The 25,995-nt window shown below is 65.0% G+C and carries 25 protein-coding genes; 17 read left to right on the top strand and 8 right to left on the bottom strand.

What is annotated here, in order from left to right; translation table 11 throughout:
* The first annotated feature begins 26 nt into the window (after nucleotides 1-26).
* Both ABX298_RS06200 and ABX298_RS06195 read left to right on the top strand, forming a co-directional pair.
* A complete protein-coding gene (locus ABX298_RS06200) occupies nucleotides 27-932 on the top strand; it encodes an alpha/beta fold hydrolase (protein ID WP_286100560.1) in 906 nt (301 codons plus the stop codon).
* A gap of 220 nt (nucleotides 933-1,152) precedes the next feature.
* A complete protein-coding gene (locus ABX298_RS06195) occupies nucleotides 1,153-2,067 on the top strand; it encodes an SDR family oxidoreductase (protein ID WP_367394183.1) in 915 nt (304 codons plus the stop codon).
* Nucleotides 2,068-2,418: 351 nt separating this feature from the next.
* Here ABX298_RS06195 and ABX298_RS06190 read toward each other — a convergent pair whose 3' ends face one another.
* On the bottom strand, nucleotides 2,419-3,201 hold the full coding sequence (locus tag ABX298_RS06190; protein WP_025340615.1) for an IclR family transcriptional regulator: 783 nt from the start codon (nucleotides 3,199-3,201) through the stop codon (nucleotides 2,419-2,421).
* A gap of 174 nt (nucleotides 3,202-3,375) precedes the next feature.
* Between ABX298_RS06190 and hmgA the strand changes: the two genes are divergently transcribed.
* From hmgA to maiA, 3 genes are read left to right on the top strand one after another with little or no spacing between them, the layout of a single operon-like run.
* On the top strand, nucleotides 3,376-4,677 hold the full coding sequence (hmgA, locus tag ABX298_RS06185; protein ID WP_075046350.1) for a homogentisate 1,2-dioxygenase: 1,302 nt from the start codon (nucleotides 3,376-3,378) through the stop codon (nucleotides 4,675-4,677).
* 3 nt (nucleotides 4,678-4,680) lie between these two features.
* On the top strand, nucleotides 4,681-5,973 hold the full coding sequence (gene fahA, locus ABX298_RS06180) for a fumarylacetoacetase (protein WP_286100559.1): 1,293 nt from the start codon (nucleotides 4,681-4,683) through the stop codon (nucleotides 5,971-5,973).
* 12 nt (nucleotides 5,974-5,985) lie between these two features.
* Nucleotides 5,986-6,618, top strand: coding sequence for a maleylacetoacetate isomerase (gene maiA, locus ABX298_RS06175; RefSeq protein ID WP_317409306.1), 633 nt, complete (start codon nucleotides 5,986-5,988; stop codon nucleotides 6,616-6,618).
* Here maiA and ABX298_RS06170 read toward each other — a convergent pair.
* The gene (locus ABX298_RS06170; protein ID WP_085593040.1) at nucleotides 6,612-7,418 is read right to left on the bottom strand and encodes a SirB1 family protein; all 807 of its coding nucleotides are present in this window, start codon (nucleotides 7,416-7,418) and stop codon (nucleotides 6,612-6,614) included. The two genes, maiA and ABX298_RS06170, sit on opposite strands and share 7 nt — an antisense overlap.
* Nucleotides 7,419-7,542: 124 nt before the next feature.
* Here ABX298_RS06170 and ABX298_RS06165 point away from each other — a divergent pair, with 124 nt between their 5' ends.
* Nucleotides 7,543-8,562, top strand: coding sequence for a Glu/Leu/Phe/Val dehydrogenase dimerization domain-containing protein (locus ABX298_RS06165; RefSeq protein ID WP_025340610.1), 1,020 nt, complete (start codon nucleotides 7,543-7,545; stop codon nucleotides 8,560-8,562).
* A gap of 267 nt (nucleotides 8,563-8,829) precedes the next feature.
* Here ABX298_RS06165 and ABX298_RS06160 read toward each other — a convergent pair whose 3' ends face one another.
* The gene (locus ABX298_RS06160) at nucleotides 8,830-9,093 is read right to left on the bottom strand and encodes a YebG family protein (protein ID WP_003260692.1); all 264 of its coding nucleotides are present in this window, start codon (nucleotides 9,091-9,093) and stop codon (nucleotides 8,830-8,832) included.
* 587 nt (nucleotides 9,094-9,680) lie between these two features.
* Between ABX298_RS06160 and ABX298_RS06155 the strand changes: the two genes are divergently transcribed.
* On the top strand, nucleotides 9,681-10,151 hold the full coding sequence (locus ABX298_RS06155; protein WP_025340608.1) for a phosphate-starvation-inducible protein PsiE: 471 nt from the start codon (nucleotides 9,681-9,683) through the stop codon (nucleotides 10,149-10,151).
* 3 nt (nucleotides 10,152-10,154) lie between these two features.
* Here the strand turns inward: ABX298_RS06155 and ABX298_RS06150 are convergent, their stop codons facing one another.
* Nucleotides 10,155-10,445, bottom strand: a complete 291-nt coding sequence (locus ABX298_RS06150) for a DUF3509 domain-containing protein (protein WP_025340607.1) — start codon at nucleotides 10,443-10,445, stop codon at nucleotides 10,155-10,157.
* A 120-nt stretch (nucleotides 10,446-10,565) separates the two neighbouring features.
* On the bottom strand, nucleotides 10,566-10,913 hold the full coding sequence (locus ABX298_RS06145) for an HPF/RaiA family ribosome-associated protein (RefSeq protein ID WP_003260689.1): 348 nt from the start codon (nucleotides 10,911-10,913) through the stop codon (nucleotides 10,566-10,568).
* Nucleotides 10,914-11,145: 232 nt separating this feature from the next.
* On the opposite strand from ABX298_RS06145, the gene ABX298_RS06140 reads away from it, so the two are divergent.
* From ABX298_RS06140 to ABX298_RS06115, 6 genes are all read left to right on the top strand, one after another.
* Nucleotides 11,146-11,451, top strand: coding sequence for a DUF3649 domain-containing protein (locus tag ABX298_RS06140; RefSeq protein ID WP_274079114.1), 306 nt, complete (start codon nucleotides 11,146-11,148; stop codon nucleotides 11,449-11,451).
* Nucleotides 11,448-13,025: a PepSY-associated TM helix domain-containing protein gene (locus ABX298_RS06135; protein WP_367394182.1), complete on the top strand. Its 1,578-nt coding sequence runs from the start codon at nucleotides 11,448-11,450 to the stop codon at nucleotides 13,023-13,025. Before ABX298_RS06140 ends, ABX298_RS06135 begins: the two co-directional genes overlap by 4 nt.
* Nucleotides 13,025-13,351, top strand: a complete 327-nt coding sequence (locus ABX298_RS06130) for a DUF3325 domain-containing protein (protein ID WP_367394181.1) — start codon at nucleotides 13,025-13,027, stop codon at nucleotides 13,349-13,351. Before ABX298_RS06135 ends, ABX298_RS06130 begins: the two co-directional genes overlap by 1 nt.
* Nucleotides 13,352-13,373: 22 nt before the next feature.
* Nucleotides 13,374-13,931, top strand: coding sequence for an RNA polymerase sigma factor (locus ABX298_RS06125; protein WP_170978878.1), 558 nt, complete (start codon nucleotides 13,374-13,376; stop codon nucleotides 13,929-13,931).
* A complete protein-coding gene (locus ABX298_RS06120; RefSeq protein ID WP_286100555.1) occupies nucleotides 13,928-14,911 on the top strand; it encodes a FecR domain-containing protein in 984 nt (327 codons plus the stop codon). Before ABX298_RS06125 ends, ABX298_RS06120 begins: the two co-directional genes overlap by 4 nt.
* A 218-nt stretch (nucleotides 14,912-15,129) precedes the next feature.
* On the top strand, nucleotides 15,130-17,520 hold the full coding sequence (locus tag ABX298_RS06115; RefSeq protein ID WP_075046304.1) for a TonB-dependent receptor: 2,391 nt from the start codon (nucleotides 15,130-15,132) through the stop codon (nucleotides 17,518-17,520).
* 90 nt (nucleotides 17,521-17,610) lie between these two features.
* Here the strand turns inward: ABX298_RS06115 and ABX298_RS06110 are convergent, their stop codons facing one another.
* Nucleotides 17,611-18,486: a helix-turn-helix transcriptional regulator gene (locus tag ABX298_RS06110; protein WP_367394180.1), complete on the bottom strand. Its 876-nt coding sequence runs from the start codon at nucleotides 18,484-18,486 to the stop codon at nucleotides 17,611-17,613.
* A 264-nt stretch (nucleotides 18,487-18,750) separates the two neighbouring features.
* Here ABX298_RS06110 and ABX298_RS06105 point away from each other — a divergent pair, with 264 nt between their 5' ends.
* The gene (locus tag ABX298_RS06105) at nucleotides 18,751-19,653 is read left to right on the top strand and encodes a DMT family transporter (protein WP_317409311.1); all 903 of its coding nucleotides are present in this window, start codon (nucleotides 18,751-18,753) and stop codon (nucleotides 19,651-19,653) included.
* A 133-nt stretch (nucleotides 19,654-19,786) separates the two neighbouring features.
* Here ABX298_RS06105 and ABX298_RS06100 read toward each other — a convergent pair whose 3' ends face one another.
* Together ABX298_RS06100 and ABX298_RS06095 are read right to left on the bottom strand one after the other, a co-directional pair.
* Complete coding sequence (locus ABX298_RS06100; protein ID WP_085664426.1) at nucleotides 19,787-20,761, bottom strand: D-glycerate dehydrogenase; 975 nt, start codon at nucleotides 20,759-20,761, stop codon at nucleotides 19,787-19,789.
* A 179-nt stretch (nucleotides 20,762-20,940) separates the two neighbouring features.
* Nucleotides 20,941-21,888 (bottom strand): LysR family transcriptional regulator, encoded by a 948-nt coding sequence (locus ABX298_RS06095; protein WP_013974172.1) that lies wholly within the window; start codon nucleotides 21,886-21,888, stop codon nucleotides 20,941-20,943.
* Between the two features lie 191 nt (nucleotides 21,889-22,079).
* Here ABX298_RS06095 and ABX298_RS06090 point away from each other — a divergent pair, with 191 nt between their 5' ends.
* The 3 genes from ABX298_RS06090 to ABX298_RS06080 are packed head-to-tail and all read left to right on the top strand — an operon-like array spanning nucleotide 22,080 to nucleotide 25,988.
* The gene (locus ABX298_RS06090; protein ID WP_317409313.1) at nucleotides 22,080-23,609 is read left to right on the top strand and encodes an efflux transporter outer membrane subunit; all 1,530 of its coding nucleotides are present in this window, start codon (nucleotides 22,080-22,082) and stop codon (nucleotides 23,607-23,609) included.
* A complete protein-coding gene (locus ABX298_RS06085; RefSeq protein ID WP_025340597.1) occupies nucleotides 23,606-25,783 on the top strand; it encodes an FUSC family protein in 2,178 nt (725 codons plus the stop codon). The genes ABX298_RS06090 and ABX298_RS06085 overlap by 4 nt, the downstream gene beginning before the upstream one ends.
* Before the next feature lie 4 nt (nucleotides 25,784-25,787).
* The gene (locus tag ABX298_RS06080; RefSeq protein WP_008097766.1) at nucleotides 25,788-25,988 is read left to right on the top strand and encodes a DUF1656 domain-containing protein; all 201 of its coding nucleotides are present in this window, start codon (nucleotides 25,788-25,790) and stop codon (nucleotides 25,986-25,988) included.
* Nucleotides 25,989-25,995 lie beyond the last annotated feature (7 nt).

The following is a 25,995-nucleotide window of genomic DNA, read 5'->3' as shown; positions in this document are numbered from 1 at the left end:
AACACCACTTCACCGGGACCGTTCTGATGCCCATGGCCGAAATTCCATTGTGCGTCTGGCGTACCCGGGGACAGAGTTTCAGCTTCCGGGGCCAGAGCATCCGCTACTGGACCGCAGGGCAAGGAGAGCCCCTGCTTCTGTTGCACGGCTTCCCCACTGCCAGCTGGGATTGGCGCTACCTGTGGGGGCCATTGGCCCAGCGCTTCCGGTTGATCGCCTGCGACATGCTCGGATTTGGTGATTCGGCCAAACCGGTCGATCACCTGTACAGCCTGATGGAGCAGGCCGACCTGCAGCAGGCCTTGCTCGCCGAGCTCAAGGTCGACCAGCCGGTGCATCTGCTGGCCCATGATTACGGCGGCAGTGTGGCGCAGGAACTGCTGGCGCGGCATCATGAACAGCGCGCCAACATCGCCAGCTGCGTGTTCCTCAACAGCGGGCTGTTCCCCGAAAGCTGCCGCATGCTGTTGATCCAGAAGTTGCTGCTCAGCCGTCTGGGCTGGCTGGTAGGGCGTTCGTTCGGACGTGACGACCTGGTGCGCAGCGTGATCCAGGTCTACGGCTCTTGCACCCAACCCAGTGAAAGCGTGCTGGATGACTTCTGGAGTTTGATCGCCGCCAACCGTGGCACGCGCATCCTGCACAAACTGGTGGGGTACATGCCGGAGCGCAGGTTGCACCGCGAACGCTGGGTTGGCGCGATGCAGCACGCAGGCGTGCCGCTGCGCTTGATCAATGGCGTGGTCGACCCGCTGTCCGGCGCGCACATGGTGGAGCGCTACCGGCAACTGGTGCCGGAGCCGGACACCGTGCAGTTGCAGGGCATCGGGCATTACCCGCATACCGAAGCGCCGGTGCAGGTGCTGCGCCATTACCTGGCCTTTCGTGAACAACCGCTGAGCTGTTTCCAGCAGAAAGTGGCCTGGTACTGACAGGGCCTCATCGCCGGCAAGCCGGCTCCCACAAGTACAGCGCAGGCCTGGAGGCCGGCGCGGTTGGTGTGGGAGCTGGCTTGCCGGCGATGGGCCGCACAGCGGCCCCATAACCATCGTGTTGCGTTATTGCCAGGCATTCAGCCTGCGTGAGCTTGATTGTCCACCTGCCGCTGGCGGCGGACACTCGGCTGACCTGAACCTGTCTGGAGCCATGAGCATGAGCGAGCCTGTCCGTCTGCAAGATCGCGTGGTGATCGTCACCGGAGCCGGGGGCGGCCTGGGCCGTGCCCATGCGCTGCTGTTCGCTGCGCGTGGTGCGCAGGTGGTGGTCAACGACCTCGGCGGCTCCACCCACGGTGAAGGTGCCAGCGCCTCCGCCGCCGACCAGGTGGTAGCGGAGATCCGCGCCGCTGGTGGCAGTGCCATTGCCAACCATGACTCGGTCAGCCACGGCGCGCGTATTGTCGAGCAGGCCCTGGACAGCTTCGGCCGGGTCGATGTGCTGGTGAACAATGCCGGCATCCTGCGTGACAAGACCTTCCACAGGATGGAAGACAGCGATTGGGAGCAGGTGTATCAGGTGCATGTCGAGGGGGCTTACAAGGTCACCCGCGCCGCCTGGCCGCACCTGCGCGAGCAGAACTGGGGGCGGGTGATCTTCACCGCTTCCACGTCCGGCATCTACGGCAACTTTGGCCAGGCCAACTACGGCATGGCCAAGCTGGGCCTGTATGGGTTGACTCGTACCCTGGCGATCGAAGGGCGCAAGCACGGCATCCTGGTCAACGCCATCGCCCCCACCGGTGGTACCCGCATGACCGAAGGGTTGATCCCGCCCCAGGTGTTCGAGCGGCTCAAGCCAGAGCTGGTCAGCCCGCTGGTGGTGTACCTGGGCAGCGAGCAGTGCCAGGGCAGCGGTGAGCTGTTCGAAGTGGGTGGCGGCTGGGTGGGCAAGGTGCGGTGGGAGCGTAGCCTGGGGGTAGGCTTCGATCCGCGTGAAGGCTTTACCCCGGAGCAGGTGGCGGAGAACTGGGCACGGATTGGCGACTTCGACGGGGCAGTGCACCCACAGGACAGCTTGCAGGCGTTGCAGCAGATGATGGCGAACTTGCAGAAGTATCCGCTGGGCTGAAACTTGTATGCCTGTGCCGGCCTCTTCGCGGGTAAACCCGCTCCCACAGGTACACCACAAGCCTTTGGGGTAGTGATATCTCTGTGGGAGCGGGTTTACCCGCGAAGAGGCCAGCACGGGCGAAGAGTTTTTCAGGGCAAATAAAAAAGGCCGCTGCAAGCCGCAGCGGCCAATCGAGACGTCAGATCAAGGAGCTTCAAAATCTACGTCGGTGAACCTCGCAGGCCTGAAAGGCGGGGGGGAGAGCCCTTCATGCCGGCCAGTGAGTTAAGAATAAGCGCCTGATCCTGTAGGAAAAATAGCCGCTTATGACATTCACCTTTACGTATCGGGCAATAGTGCCGCAAGCGCTCAGCCGGCGGGCGAATAGCCCATGCGCCAGCTGGTTTCCCGCGCTGCCGCCAGCAGCCGTTGCGCCGCCGGGCCATGCTCGTCGGCATGGAAGATCGACGTCGGCCCGACCACGGTCATCACCGCGGCGACCTGCCCCATGGCATTGAACACCGGGGCCGACAGCGCATCCACGCCCGGCATCAACAGCCCATGCACATGGTGCAGGCCACGTTCACGAATGCCCGCCAGTACCGCCTGGTAGTCGGCGGCGCTGTGCTGCAGGGCGGCCAGTTCCCGGTCACGCAACTCCACGGTCTCGCGCTCGGGCAGGTAGGCGGCGAACACCAGCCCGGTGGACGACGTGAGCAGCGGCAGTACCGAGCCGATCTGCGTTACCACAGTAACCGCGCGTACCGCCGGCTCGATGCTGACCACTGTCGCGCCCTGGTTGCCCCATACGGCAACGAAGCAGCTTTCGTTCAGTTCATCGCGCAGCTGCGACAACGGCAGTGCGGCAATCTTCAGTACATCGATGCTGCCCAGCGCCGCCAGCCCCACCCGCAGTGCCTCGCGCCCCAGGCCGTAATGGTTGGTGGCCGCATCCTGCTCGGCAAAACCGCTGGCGATCAATGCCTGCAGGTAGCGGTGCACCTTGCTCGCCGGCATCTGCACATGTTCCGCGAGGCGCGACAGGGAGGTGGACGGGGAGAGCTCGGCAAGGGCCTTGAGGATGTCGGTGCCGACCTCCGCCGAGCGGACTTTCTGCTTGCCGTTGTCGGCGGGGGAGCTGGCTTTGGCCATGGACATCTTCTTCCGGATTCGTCGAGTCGCGCCTTTATAGCTTGACGCATTGCCCGTAGCAAATTACGTTATTCGTAATCTGATTACGATAAAAACAATGCAGACGCGCTGCCACCCCGCCCCGGGCCAGCAGCCAGCTGCCAGCAACGGCTCGGCCAGAGCCCGGAGGCATCGATGAATCGCGATACGTCACCCGACCTTCACTACCTCAGCGGCTTCGGCAACGAGTTTGCCAGCGAAGCGCTGCCAGGGGCCTTGCCGGTCGGGCAGAACTCGCCGCAGAAGGCGCCCTATGGGCTGTATGCCGAGCTGCTCTCGGGCACGGCGTTCACCATGACCCGCAGCGAGCTGCGCCGCACCTGGCTGTATCGTATTCGTCCGTCTGCCTTGCACCCGCGTTTCGAACGCCTGGCGCGTCAGCCGCTGACCGGCCCGCTGGGGGCCATCACACCCAACCGCCTGCGCTGGAACCCCCAGCCGATCCCCGTCGAACCGACCGATTTCATCGAGGGCTGGCTGCCCATGGTGGCCAACGCCGCTGCGGAAAAACCGGCCGGCGTGAGCATCTACATCTACCGCGCCAACCGGTCGATGGAGCGGGTGTTCTTCAACGCCGACGGTGAACTGCTGCTGGTGCCGCAACAGGGCCGCCTGCGCATTGCCACCGAACTGGGGGTGATGGAAGTCGAGCCGCTGGAAATCGCGGTAATCCCGCGTGGCATGAAGTTCCGCGTCGAACTGCTCGACGGCGAGGCCCGCGGCTACATCGCCGAAAACCACGGCGCGCCGCTGCGCATCCCGGACCTGGGCCCGATCGGCAGCAACGGCCTGGCCAACCCGCGCGACTTCCTCACCCCGGTGGCGCACTACGAAGAGGCCGATGGCCCGGTGCAGCTGGTGCAGAAGTTCCTGGGCGAACATTGGGCCTGCGAACTGCAGCACTCGCCACTGGACGTGGTCGCCTGGCACGGCAGCAACGTGCCGTACAAGTACGACCTGCGCCGCTTCAACACCATCGGTACGGTCAGCTTCGACCACCCGGACCCGTCGATTTTCACCGTGCTGACCTCGCCGACCAGCGTGCATGGCCTGGCCAACATGGACTTCGTGATCTTCCCGCCACGCTGGATGGTGGCCGAGAACACCTTCCGTCCACCATGGTTCCACCGCAACCTGATGAACGAGTTCATGGGCCTGATCAACGGTGCCTACGACGCCAAGGCCGAGGGCTTCCTGCCGGGCGGTGCCTCGCTGCACGGAGTGATGAGTGCCCACGGCCCCGACGCCGAAACCTGCGAAAAGGCTATTGCCGCCGACCTGGCGCCACACAAGATCGACAACACCATGGCCTTCATGTTCGAGACCAGCCAGGTGCTGCGCCCGAGCCTGCAAGCCCTTGAATGCCCGCAGTTGCAGGCCGACTACGATAGTTGCTGGGCCACCTTGCCGAGCACCTTCAACCCGAACCGGAGATAACCCATGAACCAGACCGCCATTGCCCGTAGCTGGGTCGAGCATGCCAACGGGCACAGCGACTTCCCGCTGCAGAACCTGCCATTGGGCATCTTCAGCCGGCCGGGTGAAGCCAAGCGCTGTGGCGTGGCCATCGGCGACGCCATCCTTGACCTGGAGGCGGTGCTGGCCGCCGGCCTGTTCGACGGTGCCGCCAAGGCCGCTGTCGAGGCCACCCGTGGTGGGGCCTTGAACGCATTCTTCGCCCTCGGCCGCAATGCCCGCGTTGCCCTGCGCGAGCGCCTGCAGGTGCTGCTGGGCGAACATAGCGAACACCAGGCGGCACTGCAGGCCGCCCTGTACCCGGCCAACGCCTGCCAGCTGCATGTACCGGCGCAGATCGGTGACTACACCGACTTCTACGTGGGCATCGAGCACGCCAAGAACGTCGGCAAGCTGTTCCGCCCCGACAACCCGCTGCTGCCCAACTACAAGTACGTGCCGATCGGTTATCACGGCCGCGCCTCGACCATCCGCCCGTCCGGCACTGATGTGCGCCGGCCCAAAGGCCAGACCCTGCCGGCCGGGCACACCGAGCCAAGCTTCGGCCCCTGCGCGCGCCTGGACTACGAGCTGGAGCTGGGTATCTGGATCGGCCAGGGCAACGACATGGGCCAGGCGATCCCGGTAGGCGATGCCGCCGAGCACGTGGCCGGCCTGTGCCTGCTCAACGACTGGTCGGCGCGCGATATCCAGGCCTGGGAATACCAGCCGCTGGGGCCGTTCCTGTCCAAGAGCTTCATCACCACCATCTCGCCATGGGTGGTTACCGCCGAAGCGCTGGAACCGTTCCGCTGTGCCCAGCCGGCACGCCCGGAAGGCGACCCGCAGCCACTGTCGTACCTGCTGGACAAGCGCGACCAGGCCGCCGGTGCATTCGATATCGAGCTCGAGGTACTGCTGCTGACCGAGCGCATGCGCGAGCAGGGTCTTGCCCCGCACCGCCTGACCCTGAGCAACACACGCAGCATGTACTGGACCGTGGCACAGCTGGTCGCGCACCACAGCGTCAACGGCTGCCAGCTGCAACCGGGCGACCTGTTCGGTTCGGGCACGCTGTCGGGCGCCGCGCCAGGTTCGTTCGGCAGCCTGCTGGAGATCACCGAAGGCGGCAAGCACCCGGTGGAACTGGCCAGTGGCGAGGTGCGCAAGTTCCTCGAAGACGGCGACGAGATCATCCTGCGTGCCCGCTGCGTGCGTGATGGCGTGGCCAGCATCGGTTTCGGCGAATGCCGCGGCACGGTCATCGCGGCCAACTGAGGAGGCACGGGCATGGAGCTGTACACCTATTACCGTTCCACCTCGTCCTACCGGGTGCGCATTGCCCTGGCACTGAAGGGGCTGGCCTACCAGTCCCTGCCGGTCAACCTGTTGCAGGGTGAGCAGCGCGGTGCGGACTATGTCGCGGTCAACCCGCAGGGCCGTGTGCCGGCCTTGCGCACCGATGGCGGTGAGCTGCTGGTGCAATCGCCGGCGATCATCGAGTACCTGGAGGAGGTTTATCCACAGCCCGCCCTGCTGCCTGCTGCGGCCGAGGCGCGCGCCAAGGTACGGGGCGTGGCGGCGATCATCGGCTGCGACATCCACCCGCTGCACAACGTCAGCGTGCTCAACCGGCTGCGCCAGGCTGGCCAGGACGAGAGCCAGGTCAACCAGTGGATCGGCCACTGGATCAGCCAGGGGCTGGCGGCAGTGGAGCAGCTGATAGGCGATCACGGCTTCTGCTTCGGTGATGAGCCGGGCCTGGCGGATGTCTACCTGATCCCGCAGTTGTACGCGGCCGAACGCTTCAACATCGACCTCGACAGCTTCCCGCGCATCCTGCGGGTTGCCGCCCTGGCGGCGGGGCACCCGGCGTTTTCCCAGGCCCACCCAGCACAGCAGCCGGACAGCCCGGCTCAGTGAATGGAACGGTTCGCCGCCGGAAGCTTGCCGATACGCTCGGACAGTTTCAGGCGCTGGACCGGGTCCTCCGTCAGCAGTAACGCATGCTCCAGGTCGAAGCGCTCGGCCTGCGGGCAATCCAGGTGCTGGTAAAGCGAGGCGCGGGTCACATAGTCGCTGACCTGCACAGGGCCCAGTTGCATGACCCGCTCGGCATCGATCAGCGCCGCCAGGTGGTCGTCGTTGCTGATGTGCAACTGGCGCAGGTTGCGTGACAGGCGTTGCAGCATCTGCAGCGGGCTGGCACTGCGCATGTGCTCGGCGGTCAGCGCTACATGCGGGCCAAACTGGCGAGCCAGCAGCTCACGGCAATCGTTGGGGTACAGGCGGCGGCCACCACAGGGGTCGAGCAGGTGATCCGCACCTGGCACGCGCAGCAGGAAATGGCCAGGGAAGCCTACGCCCTCAAGGGGGATGGACAGGCGCCGGGCCAGTTCCAGGGCGAGGATGGCCAGGGCCAGCGGTTGGCCACGGCGGCGCTGCAGCACCTTGTCCATCATCGCGGCATGCGGGCGCAGCGGGTGGTATTCATCCTGCTGGAAGCCCAGGGCATTGAGTTGGCGCAGCAGTGGCTGGGCCAGTTCGCACAGCGGCAGCATCGGCAGGTTGGCGCTGATCTCACGCTGCAGGTCATGCAGCTTGGCAAGGCTGGCCGCGGGCTCGACGCTGCGGTCGTGCTCGGCGGCAATCCATAATGCGGCTTCCAGCAGGGCGACGGGCTCGCGTTCCAGGCAGGCCAGGCAGGCTTGACGTGGCTTCATGGGGCTTCTCCACACACGCTTGAGTATTAGCCGCGGCGCGCGGTTTCGTCCAGTGGTCCGGCGGCGGCGCCAGCCCAAGGGCCATGCCTATACTGGAGAGAGCACCTCGTAGGGGAGCCTGTCGATGTTCGCGCTGATGCAAAGCACCCGTACCCAGTCGCTGCACTTGTTCACCCACCCGCCCACCGGCCTGAAGGCCGTGGTGGCTATTCACAGCGAGCAGTTGGGCCCGGCCATGGGCGGTTGCCGCTACCTGCCTTATGCCGATGATGAAAGCGCCATGACCGACGCAATTCGCCTGGCCCAGGGCATGAGCTACAAGGCGGCGCTGGCTGGCCTGCCACTGGGGGGCGGCAAGGCGGTGATCATGCGCAACCCGCATGTGGAAAACCGTGCCGCGCTGTTCGAGGCCTTTGGCCGCTTCATCGACACCTTGCAAGGGCGCTTCATCATCGCCGTGGACAGCGGCACCTCGACCCTGGACATGGACTGCATTGCCCAGAGCACACCCCATGTGACCAGCACCACGGCCTCGGGTGACCCCTCACCGCATGCGGCTATGGGGGTGTTCGCTGGCATTCGTGCCACCACTTCGTTCCGCCTTGGCAGTGATGACCTGCAAGGGCTGCGGGTTGCGGTGCAAGGGCTGGGCAATGTCGGTTATGCGCTGGCGGAACAACTGCATGCGGCGGGTGCTGACCTGCTGGTGAGCGACCTGGACCCTGGGCGGGTGCGGCTGGCGGTGGAGCAGTTCAATGCTCATCCGGTGACCAACGATGCGTTGATCAGCACCCCTTGCGACATCTTTGCCCCTTGCGGCGTGGGGCCGGTGTTGAACGGGCAGAGCGTGATGCAGTTGCGTTGCGCGGCAGTGGCGGGGGCGGCGAACAACCAGCTGACCACCTTGCAGGTAGCCGACCAGCTGGAGTCGCGCGGGATACTGTATGCGCCCGATTACGTGATCAATGCCGGTGGGTTGATCTACGTGGCACTTACCCATCGTGGCGAAGACCTGGGCACCATCACTGCGCACCTGGCGCGGATACCTTCACGGCTGACCGAAGTGTTTGGCCATGCACAGGCAGAGAAGCGCTCGCCGGCGCGGGTGGCGCAGATGCTGGCGGAGCGGTTGCTCTACGGCTGAGGCCGGCTTTGCTGGCCTCTTCGCGGGCACGCCCGCTCCCACAGGAATACCTCCGGCCCAGCGCTTGTGCCGTACCTGAAGCAGCAACTGTTCCACCCCAAACCTTGAAAGCTCCGCGGTCCCTGTGGGAGCGGGTTCACCCGCGAACACGGGCGTAGCCCGTGCCATCCACCGCGTCGCCTGTTTCGCGGGGAAACCCGCTCCCACAGGGATAGCGCCCGAGCCCAGCGCTTGTGCCGTACCTGCCGAAGCGGCCAGTGCAGGCAATTACTCGGCCGCTGGCGCTTCGAGCAACTCGGCCAGCGCATCCGGCTGGCTCTTGAACGCCCGGGCGAACACATCGCGGTTCTTGGCCATGTAGATACCGGCTTCCTCGACCTGTTTCTCGCTCAGCGAGGGCACTGCCTTGTGCAGTACTTCGGCCAGGCGCTCGGCCAGTTCGAGCATCTTGTCGTGACGGTCTGCTTCGGCCTTATCCATGAACAAGCGCTCCGGGTCGCGGCTGCTGCGGTACACCACTTCGACGGCCATTCATCACCTCTATGCCTTTTGCTGGTTGCGTTTCGATTTACTGTATCTATATACAGTAATGGCAATGTTGATTGCTTCGCAAGCAGAAATTGTAGCGTGGTGCAGAGGGCTTACTGCTTCATGCCCAACCCAGCATCATCCATCAGCGCCTTGGCCATCCGGGCCCTTTCGCGGGTGAACCCGCTCCCACAGGTACTGCATCTACCTCAAAGGCCTGTGGAGATCCTGTGGGAGCGGGTTTACCCGCGAAGAGGCCAGCCCAGACAACGCAACACTCAAACCTCAGTGCAAAGTCCGAGGCTCAGCGGGCCTCTGCACCTGAACCAGTGCCGACTCAAGCAAAGCCCGCAACGTCTCCAGCTCATGCATTGAGGTCATCATCAGGATCGAAGCCGGCGATTTGGGCTGCAGTAGCAAGGCCTGATGCACCACGGTTGCTGCTCGCTTCTGGCAACTTGCCAGGCCTGAAGGTGCCTTGCGGCAATCGGTCGCCTTCCAAGGCAGGGGCCCTGGCCTTTTAACTGCATGGCACAAGCGTCACGCCGGTGACGCATCATCCTTCAAGACGTATCGGGGAATGGAACATCGTGAACATCAAATGGGCAGAAAAGCTGCGCAAGGGCCTGCACGGCTCGGCCGACTCGCTGGGCAACCTGTGCGTCGAGGCATTCCATTACCTGGCGCTGTTCGGCATTGGCGCGATCACCGCCTATGCGGCAGTGATGACGTTCCTGGACATGCTCGGCAAGGGCGGGGTCAGTGTCGATGACATCCTGCTGCTGTTCATCTACCTGGAGCTGGGGGCGATGGTCGGTATCTACTTCAAGACCAACCACATGCCGATCCGCTTCCTGCTGTACGTGGCCATCACCGCGCTGACCCGCCTGCTGATCGGCGACGTCTCGCACCACAAGGCGCCGGACGTAGGGCTGTTGTACGTGTGCGGTGGCATCCTGTTGCTGGCGTTCGCGATCCTGGTGGTGCGCTACGCCTCGTACCGCTACCCCTCGACCAAGGTGCTGGATGCCAACGGCAAGGAAGTGGAGGAGGGCAAGTAGCCCTCAGTTGGCGATGAAATGGCGCGGCTCGTGGCGGGCGTCACGGGTCAGCGCGGCCAGCACCTGCAGAGGGTTCTGGCTGTGTTCGATGGCCAGGCCCAGGCGGATGCTGTCGATCACCCGCTGCAGGCGCACCGGGTCATTGCGCTGGGCCTGGGTGATGAGGCGCTTGGCGACCACGCCAGCGTCGTCGGACAGGGTCAGCATGATGCTGCCGTCGAGGTTTGCAATGCTCAGGTTGACCCGGTATTCGGGGGCGAATGCAGCACTGATTCGTTCGAATGGGTTGTTCATGGTCATGCTTCTGCGGTGAATGAGTGCAGAAGTTGACCGGGGAAATTACCTGTTGGTTCAGCGCCATCGATCGATACAAACGAAAACGCCCGGCATCAGGCCGGGCGTTTGCATTGCCGATCAGGCGTCCGGGTCACTCAGTTCCAGGGCTCCGCGCTTGCTGCGCAGCTTGCCGTAGAAGTGTTCCAGCGCGTGGTTGAGCTTGGTGGCGGCACCATCGACCGCCTGGTCCAGCGAAGTGGCGGTGTGGGTGACGGAAATCGGTTGGTGGCCTTTGGGGCGAGCCTCCATCTGGCAGCGTTTGTCATGCGGTCCGGGCTTGGCGCCGTTCTCGTCGCGCAGGTGAACCTCGATGCGGGTGAGGTCGTCTTCGTAACGTTCCAGCGAGTTCTGCAGTGTGCTGCGGACCCACTGGTCGAGCCGGGCGTTGCCTTCGAAATGGTTGCTGCTGTTGACCTGGATTTGCATGATTCAATCCTTATTCAGCTTGCTCGCATGGAGACGCGCCTAGGCCTTTGAGACCCTTGGAATTTCTGCGCCTCTTGACTCTAAGGTCAGGCAACGGCGAAACGAATTCAAGCCCTTTTTGAAAATAAATTTCTTGTTGCATTCAAGGCAGCAGGCGGCTCATCGCTCGGCCTTTGCTTATGAGAATTGAAATCATTATTATTGCATGCCCGAAAACGCCCGGGCCTTCGCCATGACGCGCAAAACTGCCGGTCTCTCGCTCAACTATCGCCTGGCCGTAACTTCACGCAGCCTGGCCGCGCTGCTGGGCGGCTACCTGCTGGCGTCCGTGGCCAGCGTCTGCATTACCCTGCTAGCGCCGCTGCCACAGGTTGATGCCACGCTCACAGGCCTGCTGCTGTCATTCGTCTTCTACCTGCTGGCGTTCATCTGGTGCTTCGCCTGCCGCAGCGCTTTGCGCGCCTGGCTGGGCGTGCTGGCGCCAAGCATGCTGCTGGGTGTGATCAGCGGGTTGGCCTACTGGATGAAAACCCCATGAAAGAAGGCTTCCGCCAAGCCATGGCCTGGCTGCACACCTGGACCGGCCTGATCTTCGGCTGGCTGTTGTTTGCCATCTTCCTCACCGGCACGCTGTCGTATTTCAAGGAAGAAATCACCCACTGGTCGCAGCCAGAAGTGCGCAGCCATGATCTGGACCCGACCCATAGCCTGGAGATAGCCCAGCAGTACCTGCAGGACAACGCCGGGCATTCGGGCACCTGGCTGATCCGCATGCCCAACGCACGCGAGGCTGCCTTGAGCGTGGGTTATCGCGACCCCAATGGCGGGCCACGCGGCTTCGTCACCAGGACCCTCGATACCCAGACCGGCCAGCCGGTGGAGGCACGCGACAGTCGCGGTGGCGAGTTCTTCTACCGCTTTCACTTCCAGCTGCAGATGCCATACCCCTTCGGCCGCTGGCTGTCGACGTTCTGCGCCTTCATCATGCTGTTGGGGCTGGTCACCGGCATCATCACCCACAAGAAGATCTTCAAGGAGTTCTTCACCTTCCGCCCCGGAAAGGGCCAGCGCTCCTGGCTGGACGGGCACAACGCCATTGGCGTGCTGGTGCTGCCGTTCCACCTGATGATCAGCTACAGCAGCCTGGTGCTGTTCATGTACATGGTGATGCCGGCAGGCATCATGGCCAGCTACGGCAATGACACCGGCAAGTACTTCAACGACCTGTTCGGCCGTAACGATGCGCCCAAGGCGGCCCATGTGGCCGCGCCGCTGGTACCGTTGCCGAGCCTGTACGCCAAGGTGCAGGACCTGCAACCGGGCGCGCGTATCGGCCGTATCCAGGTGGAAAATGCCGGCGACAGCAATGCCCGCGTTACCTTCACCCAGTCCGCGGCCGACCATGTGGCCTATCGGCGTAGCGCCAACTGGACCTTCGATGGCGCCAGCGGTGCGCTGTTGAGCCAGGGCAAGCCGGAGAGCGGGGCGATGATGACCGCCTTCAGCTTTGCCGGTCTGCACATGGGCAATTTCGCCGGGCCCTGGCTGCGCTGGCTGTACTTCTTCTTTGGCGTGGCCGGTACCGCGGTGATCGGCACCGGGCTGGTGATGTGGCTGGGCAAGCGTCAGCTCAAGCATGCCAGGAGCGAACGCCTGCCGGGCGAACTGCGCCTGGTCGAGGTGCTCAATATCGCCAGCATGAGCGGCCTGTTGCTGGCCGTGGCGGGCTTCTTCTGGGCCAACCGCCTGATCCCGATGGGTGTCGAAGGCCGGGCCGATTGGGAGGTCAACGCCTTCTTCACCGCCTGGGGCCTGTCGCTGGTGCACGCCGTGCTGCGCAGTGGGCGGCGGGCATGGGGCGAGCAACTGGCACTGGGCGCGCTGGCCTTCGCCTTGCTGCCGCTGCTCAACGGCCTGACCACCGGCCAGGGCCTGAACCATTCGCTGCCGGCGGGTGACTGGGCGATGGCCGGCTTCGACCTGACAGCGCTGGGCACCGGCCTGTTCCTGGCCTGGCTGGCCGGCAAGATGTTGCACAGCCCGAAACCTGTGGCCAAGCGTGCCCCGCGTGCAGCAAAGAAGCCGAGCACTGAAACGGCGGAGGCGAGCTGATGCTGGGTAATGCACTGATCGCTTACGCCGGCTTCGTTGCCCTGTGCCTGGCCATGGAGAAGCACTTCGTCGACCTGCTCGGGCGCAAGCCGCGCCCCGTGCAGTTGCGCCTGTTGCGAAGCGCCGGCTGGCTGTTGCTGGTGCTGTCGCTGGTGCTCAGCGTGCTCCTGCGTGGCTGGGCCCATGGCCTGGTGGAGTGGACTGCAGTGATGATGGCCGGGGTGACCCTGTGGGTGTTCGGCCTGCCATACCAGCCCCGCCTGTTGCTGGGCCTGGCCGCCGCCAGCGTGGTGCTGGGGCCGTTGCTGGCCGTGTTCGCCGAGTGACCAGGTGAGCGAGCCGGGCGACATGATCGAGGCGGATGCCGAAAGCGGCGGCGGGCGTGCGCGCTTCGTCCAGGTGTTCCAGGCCCAGCGGGCACGCATGGAGGCCCTGGTGAGCCGCCGGGTCGGCTGCCGGGCCACGGCATCGGACCTGGTCCAGGAACTGTTCCTGCGCTTCTGGCGTCGCCCCGAGGTCAAGGTCGAGGCGCTGGACACCTATCTGCTGCGTTGCGCCGGCAACCTGGCCATCGACCACCTGCGCAGCGAAGGCAGCCGCGAACGCGTGGCCGAAGCTGTGCTGCCGCTGGATGAAGCGGCCATGGCCCAGGCCCCGGAACAGGCCGTGGAGGTCGATCACGACCTGCAGCGCATCGACGCTGCCTTGCGCGCCTTGCCCGAGCGCACCCGGCAGATCTTCCTGCTCAACCGTATCCACGGCTGCAAATACGGCGAGATCGCCAAGGCCATGCAACTGTCCCAGAGTGCTGTGGAAAAGCATATGATGCGCGCCCTCGAAGCGTGCAAGGCGAGTGTTGCCGAGCCCGCGTCCACCCCGCGCCGGCCAGGGAGTGCCCGTCGATGAGCCGTTTACCGCCGATCACCGAGGCGCAGTCCCGGGCTGCACTGCAATGGCTCAGCCGCATCAACGAGCAACCTGCGCAGGCCGAGGGCGCGGCGTTCAAGCGCTGGCTGCTGGCCGACCCTGGGCACCGTGAGGCCTACGCCCAGGCCCAGGCGCTGTGGCAGAACAGCGCCGCCCCGGCGGCGCGCCTGGCCGCTGAAGAACAGGCAAGCCTGCAACGTTACCTGGATGCGATGGCCAGGCCGCCGGCCAGGCACCCCTGGCGGCAGCGGGTCGCGGCGCTGGCGGTGGCTGCGTGCCTGGTACTGGCCGTGGGCGTTGCCGGTGGTTGGCACCCGGGCCTGTGGCTGCAGGACCTGCAGGCCGACTACAGCACTGCTGGTCAAATCCGCCAGGTGACCTTGCCTGACCAGTCACAGGTGACGCTGGATGCGGGGAGCGCGATTGCAGTCGATTTTGTGCAGGGCGAGCGCCGCGTGCGGTTGTTGCATGGTGCGGCGTTCTTCCAGGTCACGCATACCGGCGCGCCGTTCGTGGTGGAAGCTGCCGGCGGCGAGGTGCGCGTGCTTGGCACTCAGTTCGAAGTGCGCGAGCAGGGCGAGGGCGCCCAGGTCACGGTACGCAGTGGGCGCGTGGCGGTGAGCCCGGCACCGGGCGCAGCAGCGCGTGAACTGAAGGCCAACCAGCAGGCGGCCTACGCTGCCGGCCGAGTCGGCGACACCCTGGCGGTGGACAGCGACAACCGCCTGGCCTGGCGCCAGGGCTGGCTGAATTACTACCAGGTGCCGCTGGCGCAGGTGGTCGAGGACCTGGGGCGTTATTACCCGGGGCGCATCCTGCTGCTCGATGATGAGTTGGGGCGGCGCAAGGTCAGTGGCAGCTTCCCCGTGGCCGAGCCGTTGCTGGCGCTGGATTCGCTGGGCAAGGTGATGGGCTTTTCGCGGCAGACAGTGCTGGGGCGGTTGACCCTGATCCGGTAGTCGCCTGTGCCGGCCTCTTCGCGGGTGAACCCGCTCCCACAGGAAGGGCGCAAGTTTCAAATCCTGTGCAGTACCTGTGGGAGCGGCTTCACCCGCGAAGAGGCCCGCACAGGCAAAAATATTTTCAGATAGCGGGTGAGGTAACAGGACGTGGCATCCGTGTAATGAGTGGAAGTGCGATTCATTCGCAGTCATATCCCTCTCACAGGTCAGCGTCCATGAAGTTCACCCCGCGTTGCGTCCCTCTCTGGCTCGGCCTTTCCGCGCTCCCGGCATTCGCTGTCGCCCCCCTGGCCTGCGCCGCCGAGCAACAGCAGGCGTACACCTTCGCCCAGCCAGCGCAACCCCTTGCCCTGGCACTTGGCGCCTTCAGCCGCACCACCGGCCAGAGCGTGGTCTACACCCTGGAACTGCCAGGCGTGCAGGCGCCGGCGCTGAACGGCAGGTTCAGCGCCGAACAGGCCCTGCAACAGCTGCTGGGCACTACCGGGCTGGCCTGGCGCCGTGTCGATGCACGCACACTCACCCTCGAAGCAGTGGACACCTCCGGCGCCCTCAACCTGCAGGCCATCACCGTGACCTCGCAACTGGACGACTACAGCTACCAGCCCCCGGCTACCGCCTCGATCATGCGCGGGCAGGGCCCTGGCCAGGACATCCCCCAAGCCATCAACGTGGTGCCGGCCCAGGTCATCCGTGACCAGGCCCCGCGCAACCTCGATGACGCCCTGGCCAATGTCAGCGGCATCACCCAGGGCAACAATTTCGGTGGCACCTCCGACACGGTGATGAAGCGCGGCTTCGGCGACAACCGCGACGGCTCGATCATGCGCGATGGCATGCCCATCGTGCAGGGCCGCAGCCTCAACGCCAGCACCGAGCGGGTCGAAGTGCTCAAGGGCCCGGCCTCGCTGCTGTACGGCATCCAGGACCCGGGCGGGGTCATCAACGTGGTCAGCAAGCGCCCGCAACTCGAGCAGTACAACGCCCTGACCGTGCGCGGGTCGACCTACGGCAGCGGCAAGAACGGCAGCGGTGGCGGGTTCGACAGCACCGGCGCGCTGGGCGACAGCAACTTCGCCTATCGCCTGATCGTCGACCACGAAGATGAAGACTACTGGCGCAACTACGGCGTGCACCGCGAATCGCTGGTAGCGCCGTCGCTGGCCTGGCTGGGCGAAGACACCCAGGTGGTACTGGCCTACGAGCACCGCGAATTTCTCTACCCCTTCGACCGTGGCACGGCGTTCGGCAACAACGGCCACCCGCTGGATATCCCAGCCACGCGGCGCCTGGACGAGCCCTTCAACGACATGGAGGGGCGTTCCGACCTGTACCGTCTGGAAGTCGACCACCAACTGGCCGATGACTGGAAGCTGCACTTCGGCTACAGCTTCAACCGCGAAACCTATGATGCCAGCCAGGTGCGGGTGACCGGCGTGAATGAAAAAAGCGGCACGCTGTCGCGCAGCATCGACGGCACCCACAACGCCATGAGTCGTGACCAGTTCGCCACCCTGAGCCTGGCCGGCAATGTGGAACTGGCCGGGATGCAGAACGACCTGCTGTTCGGTGTCGATCATGAAGACCGCAAGGTCTTTCGTGGGGACCTGATCCGGCAGAGCGCCCAATCTACCTTCAGCTACATGAACCCGATCTACGGGCAGGAAGTGGAGGGCACCACCGTCAAAGCCAGTGACAGCGACCAGACCGACAAGCTACGCACCAACGCGTTGTTCGTGCAGGACGCGCTGCACCTGGATGATCACTGGATCCTGGTGGCCGGTGCGCGCTTCCAGCAGTTCGACCAATACGCCGGCCGCGGCCGCCCGTTCAAGGCCAACACCGACATCAATGGCCAGGCGTGGGTGCCGCATGCAGGTATCGTCTACAAGGTGGACGAGCAGCTGTCGTTTTATGGCAGCTATAGCGAGTCGTTCAAGCCCAACTCCACCATCGCGCCGCTGGTCGGCAATGTGGTGCTTGACTCGTCGGTGGCGCCGGAGGAGGGCAAATCGTGGGAGCTGGGTGCCAAGCTCGACATGCCAGGCCGCCTTACCGGAACACTGGCGTTGTTCGACATCACCAAGCGCAACGTGCTGGTTTCCAACTTTGATACCAGTACGCGCGAAACGGTGTACAGCAATGCTGGAGAGGTCAGCTCACGGGGTGTTGAGCTGGACCTGACTGGCCAGCTGAGCGAGCGCTGGAGCCTGATCGGCAGCTACGCCTTCACCGATGCGCAAGTGACCAAGGACCCGGACCTCAAGGGCAACCGCCTGCAGAACGTGGCCCGCCACAGTGGTTCGCTGTCGGCGGTGTATGACTATGGCAGCCTGTTCGGCGGCGATCGCCTGCGCATTGGCGCGGGGGCCCGATACGTAGGCGAGCGCGCTGGCAACCCGACCAACACCTTCGACCTGCCGTCCTATACCGTGGCCGATGCCTTTGCCAGCTACGAGACCAGGCTCGACGAGCACAAGGTGCTGTTGCAGCTGAACGTGAAGAACCTGTTCGACAAGGTTTACTACAGCTCGGCGGTGAACCAGTACTTTGTGGCCATTGGCGATGCGCGGCAGGTGAGCTTGTCCAGTACCTTCGAGTTCTAGGCCAGCCTGTACCGGCCTCTTCGCGGCTAAAGCCGCTCCCACAGGTACTGCACTGCCCTTGAGGGTGGCGCGGTCCCTGTGGGAGCGGCTTTAGCCGCAAATGGCCGAACGGTATTCGCCCGGTGTTGCACCGACCGCCTGGCGGAACCGGTTGCTGAAATGGCTGGCACTGGCAAACCCGCACAACAGGGCAATCTCCCCCAAAGGCATCAACCCCAGCCGCAACAGCTGGCAGGCCCGGTGCAGCCGCCGGGCCAGCAGGTACTGGTGCGGCGGCAGCCCGAAACTGGCGCGGAACATGCGCGCAAAGTGGTATTCGGACAGGTTGCAGCGCAAGGCCAGTTCACCCAGGGTGATGGGCTGGTCGAGATGCGCTTCGATGTAGTCGACCATTTGCCGGCGCAGGCTCGGTGCCAGCCCGCCTTTCAGCCGCAGGCCCTGGCGCAGCCCGACCTGGTTGAGCAGCGCATGGTCGACGATCTCGTGCGCCAGGCTGCTGGCCAGCAAGCGCTCGCCAGGTTCATCCCAGTCCAGGGTGATCAGCTGGCGAAAGCGCTTGGCCTGCTGCGGGTCATCGAGAAAGGTCGCCTCCTGCAGTTGCAGCTCACGCGGTTCACGGTCGAGCAGGCGCACGCAGCCCAGGGCGAATTGCGCCTCGCTGACATACAGGTGCGCCAGGCGGATCGCGCCATTGACCACCCAGTTCGATTCCTGCCCGGCCGGCATCACGCACAGCTTGTCGGGCGCCCCTTTGTCGCCGGGGCGCTGGCGGCGAAAGGTGCCGGTGCCGTCGGCGATGTAGCACGACAGGGTGTGATGGCTCGGTGCCTGGTAGTCGCGGGCATCGTCGCGGTTGCTCCACAACGCCGCCGCCAGCCCGTCGCCCAGGTGCGCGCTCAGCTCCAGCCGGGCATGGGGCGAGGCGTGCATGGCGTTGAACACTTGCAGCTGGGTGAGTGGCGTCATGGGCGGTTCCTCTTGCCAGCCATCCTACTGCGCCTTGGCCAGGCTTACAGCTACCCGCGGGACAAATGCGCAAGTTTGTGCAAGCGCGTGGGTGTTCGACAGGAGAACACTGAAATGCCTCGGCGAGGGCTACGCCCTCGATTCGCGGGTGAACCCGCTCCCACAGGGACCGCGCCAGCCTCGAGAGCAGCGCGGTCCTTGTGGGAGCGGCTTTAGCCGCGAAGCGCCGGGCACCGATCCTGAAAGGCCCAAGGAACCGCCGCCATGAACCTGTCACTCTACTTGCTAACCGTCCTGATCTGGGGCACCACCTGGATCGCCCTGAAACTCCAGCTGGGCGTGGTCGCCATTCCGGTCTCGATCGTCTACCGCTTCGCCCTGGCCGGGCTGATCCTGTTCGCCTTCCTGCTGCTCACCCGCCGCCTGCAGCCAATAAACCGGCGTGGCCACCAGATCTGTCTGGCCCAGGGCCTGTGCCTGTTCTGCGTCAACTTCATCTGCTTCCTCAGCGCCAGCCAGTGGATTGCCAGCGGCCTGATCGCCGTGGTGTTCTCCACCGCCACCCTGTGGAATGCACTCAACGCGCGGATCTTCTTCGGCCAGAAGATCGCCAGCAACGTGCTCGGCGGCGGCGCCTTGGGGCTCCTTGGCCTGGGGCTGCTGTTCTGGCCCGAGCTGTCCCACCACGCGGCCAGCCGCGAAACCCTGTACGGCCTTGGCCTGGCCCTGCTCGGCACGCTGTGCTTCTCGGCCGGCAACATGCTGTCGAGCATGCAGCAGAAGGCCGGGCTCAAACCCATGACCACCAATGCCTGGGGCATGGTCTACGGTGCAGCGATGCTGGCGGTGTTCTGCGTGGTCAGCGGCGTGCCATTCAGCATGGAGTGGAACGTGCGGTACATCGGCTCGTTGCTGTACCTGGTGGTGCCGGGCTCGGTGATTGCCTTTACCGCCTACTTGACCCTGGTCGGGCGCATGGGGCCGGAGCGGGCAGCGTACTGCACGGTGCTGTTCCCCTTGGTGGCGTTGAACGTGTCGGCGGTGGCCGAGGGGTATCAGTGGACGGCACCGGCCTTGTTGGGGCTGGTGGCGGTGATGGCGGGGAATGTGCTGGTGTTTCGCAAGCCCAAGGCCAGGGTGGCTGAGGGTGTTGTGGTGGCCAAATAAGTAATGGGTTGCCTGCACTGGCCCTATCGCCGGCAAGCCAGCTCCCACAGGTACTGCACAAGGCTCAGGCCTGTGGGTTACCTGTGGGAGCTGGCTTGCCGGCGATAGGGCCGGTGCAGGCAGTAGAGGCCTATCAGCCCTTCCACACCTGTGGGTTCACCAGGTCCCGCGGCCGTTCACCCAGCAGCGCCGCACGCAGGTTGTCGATTGCCCGGTTGGCCATGGCCTCGCGGGTTTCGGCAGTGGCCGAGCCAACGTGCGGCAAGGTCAGGGCATTGGGCAGCTTGAACAGCGGCGAATCGCTCAGCGGCTCTTTCTCGTACACGTCCAGGCCCGCACCGCGAATGGTGCCGTTCTGCAGTGCCTCGATCAGCGCCGCCTCGTCCACCACCGGCCCGCGGGCGATATTGATCAGGAACGCGCTCGGCTTCATCAGTTGCAACTCACGCGCACCGATCAGCTTGCGGGTGGCATCGGACAACGGCACCACGATGCAGACAAAGTCGGCTTCGGCCAGCAGTTGTTCCAGGCTGCGGAACTGCGCGCCCAGCTCTTGCTCCAGCGCGCTCTTGCGGCTGTTGCCGGAATAGATGACCGGCATGTTGAAACCGAACCGACCGCGACGGGCAATGGCGGCACCGATGTTGCCCATGCCGACGATGCCCAGGGTCTTGCCGTGCACATCGCTGCCGAAGTGGGCCGGGCCTACGGTGGCTTGCCAGTTGCCGGCCTTGGTCCAGGCATCCAGCTCGGCGGTGCGGCGGGCGCAGCCCATGATCAGCGAGAAACCCAGGTCGGCGGTGCTTTCGGTCAGCACATCTGGGGTGTTGGTCAGGGCGATGCCGCGTTCGTTGAAGTAGTCCAGGTCGTAGTTGTCGTAGCCGACCGACACGCTGGATACCACCTCCAGCCTGGCTGCCCCTTCAAGCTGCGCTCTGCCGAGCTTGCGGCCAACGCCGATCAGGCCATGGGCCTCGGGCAGGGCTTCATTGAACTGGGCATTGATGTCGCCGAGCTTGGGGTTCGGCACGATCACGTTGAAGTCTTGCTGCAGGCGTTCGGCCATGGCCGGGGTGATTCGGCTGAAGGCCAGGACGGTCTTTTTCATCGGGCAACTTCTCTGCAAGGCGGTGGGGCGGTGGTGGTTTCTTCGCGGGTGAACCCGCTCCCACAGGTATTGCACAGCCCTGGAAGGCAGTGGTGTACCTGTGGGAGCGGGTTTACCCGCGAAGAGGCCGGCGATGGTTAGCAACCTACCATTGTCCGCCCCCGCAATGCAGCAGCTTTTTAGTTGGCGATCATCACCTGATGGGTTTTCAGGTCCGCCTCATGGGCTGCCAGAATCTCCGGCAGCGAGTTGCGCAGGTACTCCACCCAGGTCTTGATCTTGGCATCCAGGTACTGCCGCGACGGGTAGATGGCGTACAGGTTCAGCTCCTGCAGCCGGTACTCGGGCAGCACCCGTACCAGGCTGCCATCGCGCAGGCCGTCGATGGCCGAATAGATCGGCAGCACGCCCACGCCCATGCCGCTGCGGATGGCGGTCTTCATGGCATCGGCAGTATTGACCATGAACGGCGAGCTGGTGATGTTGACCATCTCCTGGCCTTCCGGCCCGTCGAACAGCCATTTCTCCAACGGGATCACCGGGCTGACCATGCGCAGGCAGGCGTGCTTGAGCAGGTCGGCAGGCTTGTGCGCAACGCCGTGGCGGGCGATGTAGGCGGGCGAGGCGCAGACGATGCTGTAGGTGATGCCCAGGCGCTGGGACACGAACCCCGAGTCGGGCAGTTCGGTGGCCAGCACGATGGACACGTCATAGCCCTCGTCGAGCAGGTCGGGCACGCGGTTGGCCATGGTCAGGTCGAAGGTCACGTCCGGGTGCGATTCGCGGTAGCGGGCGATGGCGTCGACCACGAAGTGCTGACCGACCCCGGTCATCGAGTGCACCTTCAATTGCCCGGCCGGGCGGGCATGGGCGTCGCTGGCCTCGGCCTCGGCTTCTTCGACATAGGTAAGAATCTGTTCGCAACGCATCAGGTAGCGCTTGCCGGCTTCGGTCAGCGCAATGCGGCGGGTGGTGCGGTTGAGCAGCCTTGTTTGCAGATGGGCTTCCAGGTTGGAGACCGCCCGCGACACGTTCGCGGTGGTCGTATCCAGTTGCCCGGCGGCAGCGGTAAAGCTGCCGAGTTGGGCTACGCAACTGAAAGCACGCATGTTTTGCAGGGTGTCCATGGGTCACTCTCGATGTAGAGGACAAAATTGTGTCACGAAGTAACGTAAAAGAGATGAAAAGTTGCCTTCGACCAAAGGCGGATTATCGCTGTTTTGGTAACAAAGATTCGCAGGAATCCACGCTTATCGCCAGTGCTGCCGCCCCCTAGAATTGCCCGGCCCCTTTACCTCTTCCTCGGGAAATCGCAGCTGTGCCGCGTCGCATCATCAGAACGCTCAATGCGTTCAGTGCCTGTGCCCTTGCCCTCACCTTGAGCGGCTGTATCGGAACCTGGGGCATTGCCCCGCAAAGCAAGACGCTGCAAGCCAACACCCTGACCACCGACGCGGCCATACGCGAAGCCGCGACCGACGCCCACTGGCCCGACCAGCAGTGGTGGCACGCCTATGGCGACCCACAGCTTGACCGCTGGGTTGCCCTGGCCGTGGCCGGCAGCCCGAGCCTGGCCATGGCTGCGGCGCGGGTACGCGAAGCCAAGGCCATGGCCGGCGTGGTCGAGTCGGCGGAAAAACTCCAGGCCAACGGCCAGGCCACGCTCAAGCGCCACAACTGGCCTGAAGACCAGTTCTATGGCCCGGGCGCGCTGTCCGGCGCCAATACCTGGGACAACAACGCCGCCATTGGCTTCAGCTATGCACTGGACCTGTGGGGCCGCGAACGCAACGCCAGCGAGCAGGCCGTGGACCAGGCGCACATGAGCGTTGCCGAGGCCCGCCAGGCGCAGCTGGAGCTGCAGAACAACGTGGTGCGCGCCTACATCCAACTGAGCCTGCACTTCGCCCAGCGCGATATCGTCAAGGCCGAGCTGGAACAGCAGGAGCAGATCCTGGCCCTGGCCAAGCGCCGCCTGGATGCCGGCATCGGCACTCACTTCGAAGTCAGCCAGGCCGAAGCGCCGTTGCCGGAAACCCACCGCCAGCTCGACAGCCTGGATGAAGAAATTGCCCTGGCCCGCAACCAGCTGGCCGCCCTGGCCGGCAAGGGCCCGGGGGAGGGCGCGCAGTTGCAGCGCCCGAGCCTGGCCCTGGCCGCGCCGCTGAAGCTGCCGTCGAACCTGCCGGCCGAACTGGTCGGCCAGCGCCCCGACGTGGTCGCCAGCCGTTGGCAGGTGGCCGCCCAGGCGCGGGGCATCGATGTCGCCCATGCCGGCTTCTTCCCCAACGTCGACCTGGTCGGCAGCCTTGGCTTCATGGCAACCGGCGGTGGCCCGCTGGAGTTCCTCACCGGGCGCAAGTTCAACTACAACGTCGGCCCGGCCATCAGCCTGCCTATCTTCGACGGTGGCCGCCTGCGCTCGCAGCTGGGCGTGGCCTCGGCGGGCTATGACGTGGCCGTGGCACGCTACAACCAGACCGTGGTCGGTGCGCTGAAGAACATCTCCGACCAGCTGATCCGCCGTGAGTCGATGAAGGAGCAGTCGCACTTCGCCGCCGAGTCGGTCGCGGCCGCGCAGAAAACCTACGACATCGCCATGGTCGCCTTCCAGCGTGGCCTTACCGACTACCTGAACGTGCTCAACGCCCAGACCTTGCTGTTCCGCCAGCAGCAGGTGCAACAGCAGGTGCAGGCTGCCCGCCTGATTGCCCATGCCGAGCTGGTCACCGCCCTGGGCGGTGGCTTGCAGGCTGGCCAGGACGTGCCGAAAGAGGAGCGCCAGGCCGTACCGAAAACCCCGGCCACCCTGGCCATTCTCGACAAGAAGCCGGATAACGCCGAATGAGCACTTCCAGTTTGCCCGTGCGCTGGCTGCAGAGCCTGGAATGGCGCCGGGGCTTCTTTGCCTGGGCGCGCACCGACGGGGTGACCTGGGTGTACATCTTCAAGGTGCTGGCCGCTGCGTTCATCACCCTGTGGCTGGCCATGCGCCTGGAGTTGCCGCAACCGCGTACGGCGATGATCACCGTGTTCATCGTCATGCAGCCGCAAAGCGGGCATGTGTTCGCCAAGAGCTTCTACCGGGTGCTCGGCACCCTGGCCGGCTCGGCGATGATGGTGGCGCTGATCGCCATATTTCCGCAGAACACCGAGCTGTTCCTGCCCAGCCTGGCCCTGTGGGTAGGCCTGTGCTCGGCCGGTGCCATGCGCTACCGCACCTTCCGCGCCTATGGCTTCGTGCTGGCCGGCTACACCGCGGCGATGATCGGCCTGCCGGTGCTTGAGCACCCTGACCAGGCGTTCATGGCGGCGGTATGGCGGGTGCTGGAAATCGCCCTGGGCATTCTGGTGTCGACCTTCGTCAGCGCCGCGATCCTGCCGCAGTCGGCCAGTGCCGCCATGCGCAACGCCCTGTACCAGCGCTTTGGCGTGTTCGCCGGGGTGGTGGTCGAGGCCCTGCGCGGCGAAAGCCAGCGGGACCGCTTCGAGAGCAGCAACGTGCGCTTCGTCGCTGAAGCAGTGGGGCTCGAGAGCCTGCGCAACGTCACCGCCTTCGAAGACCCGCACATGCGCCGGCGCTCTGGTCGCCTGGTGCGCATGAACAGCGAGTTCATGGCCATCACCACGCGCTTCAATGCCCTGCACCGTTTGCTGGAGCGCCTGCGCGCCCGCGGCCCGCTGCAGATCGTCGGCGCCATCGAGCCGGGCCTGAACACCCTGGTGGAGCTGTTGCAGCCCTACGTGGGCCGGGCGCTGACCGACGCCGATGCGCTGCGCCTGACCCTGGAGCTGGCCGCCTACAAGGAAGGCTTGCAGGCACAGGTGCGCGGCCTGCGCGCCGAGTACCTGGCAACCGAGCCGAGCGAGTCCGACCTGCTCGACTTCCACACCGCCTTCGAGCTGCTCTACCGCTTCGTCGACGAGATGTACGGCTACGCCGAAACCCACGCTTCGCTGGCTGCGCACCGGCACGAACGCGAGCAGTGGGATGAGCCCTACGTGGCGCAGACCAGCTGGCTGGTATCGTTGGCCGCCGGTGTGCGCGCCTCGGCGGTGCTGTTGCTGCTGGGCAGCTACTGGCTGTTCAGCGACTGGCCCAGCGGCGCCATGATGACCCTGATCGCCACCGTCACCGTGGGCCTGTCGGCAGCCTCGCCGAACCCCAAGCGCATGTCGTTCCAGATGGCCTGCGGCACGGCGATTGGTGCCTTCGTCGGCTTCTTCGAAACCTTCTTCGTGTTCCCCTGGATCGACGGTTTCCCGCTGCTGTGCATGGTCCTGGCACCAGTGTTCGTGCTGGGCGCGTTCCTTTCGTCACGGCCGGCCTATGCTGGCTACGGCATCGGCCTGCTGGTGTTCTTCGCCATCGGTTCGGTGCCGAACAACCTCACCGTGTATGACCCATACACCTTCATCAACGACTACATCGGCATGGTCATCGGCATGTTCGTCTGTGCCGCTGCCGGTGCGATCATCCTGCCGCCCAACAGCCGCTGGCTGTGGAGCCGCCTGGAGCAGGAACTGCGCGAGCAGGTGCTGTTCGCCATCAGCGGCCGCCTGCGCGGCATCGGCACGGCCTTCGAAAGCCGCACCCGTGACCTGCTGCACCAGGCCTATGGCCTGGCAGCCGGCAAGCCGCAGGTACAGAGCCAGTTGATGGGCTGGATGTTCACCGTGCTGGAAATCGGCCACGCCATCATCGAGCTGCGCAAGGAACAGGCCCGTGCGCCGGTGCACCCGGCCTACGCCGAGTCGCAGCCCTGGCGCCAGGCGATCCGCGTGATGGGCCGTGCCCTGGCCCGGCTGTTCCTGCAGCCCAGCGCCAGCAACCACGAACGCGCGCTGGTGGCGGTGGACCACGCCATCGCCCGCGTGCAGGCCACCGACGAGCCCTTCGCCCGCCACTTCGACACTTCGGTGCTGCGCCGCGCGCAAAGCTACCTGCACTTCATCCGTTCTTCCCTGCTCGACCCACAGTCGCCGTTGGCACCGGCGAAAGGACTGCACGATGCTCCGTGAAACCATGCCCCGTGAAATCGCCTTCCATGGCGTGTACATGCCCACCATGACCTTGATGTTCCTGTTCGCCCTGGGCCTGGCCTGGGGCCTGGACCGGTTCATTGCCAGCCATGATGGCTACCGCTTCTTCTGGCACCCGGCGCTGCTGCGCCTGAGCCTGTTCGTCTGCCTGTTCGGCGCTTTGGCGCTGTCGCTCTACTGGTGAGAATCCT

The organism is Pseudomonas sp. X4 (assembly GCF_040784925.1).
Taxonomy (GTDB): domain Bacteria; phylum Pseudomonadota; class Gammaproteobacteria; order Pseudomonadales; family Pseudomonadaceae; genus Aquipseudomonas; species Aquipseudomonas putida_Z.
Note: the sequence above shows the minus strand (reverse complement) of the source record. Positions and strands in the feature narration are given on the sequence as shown.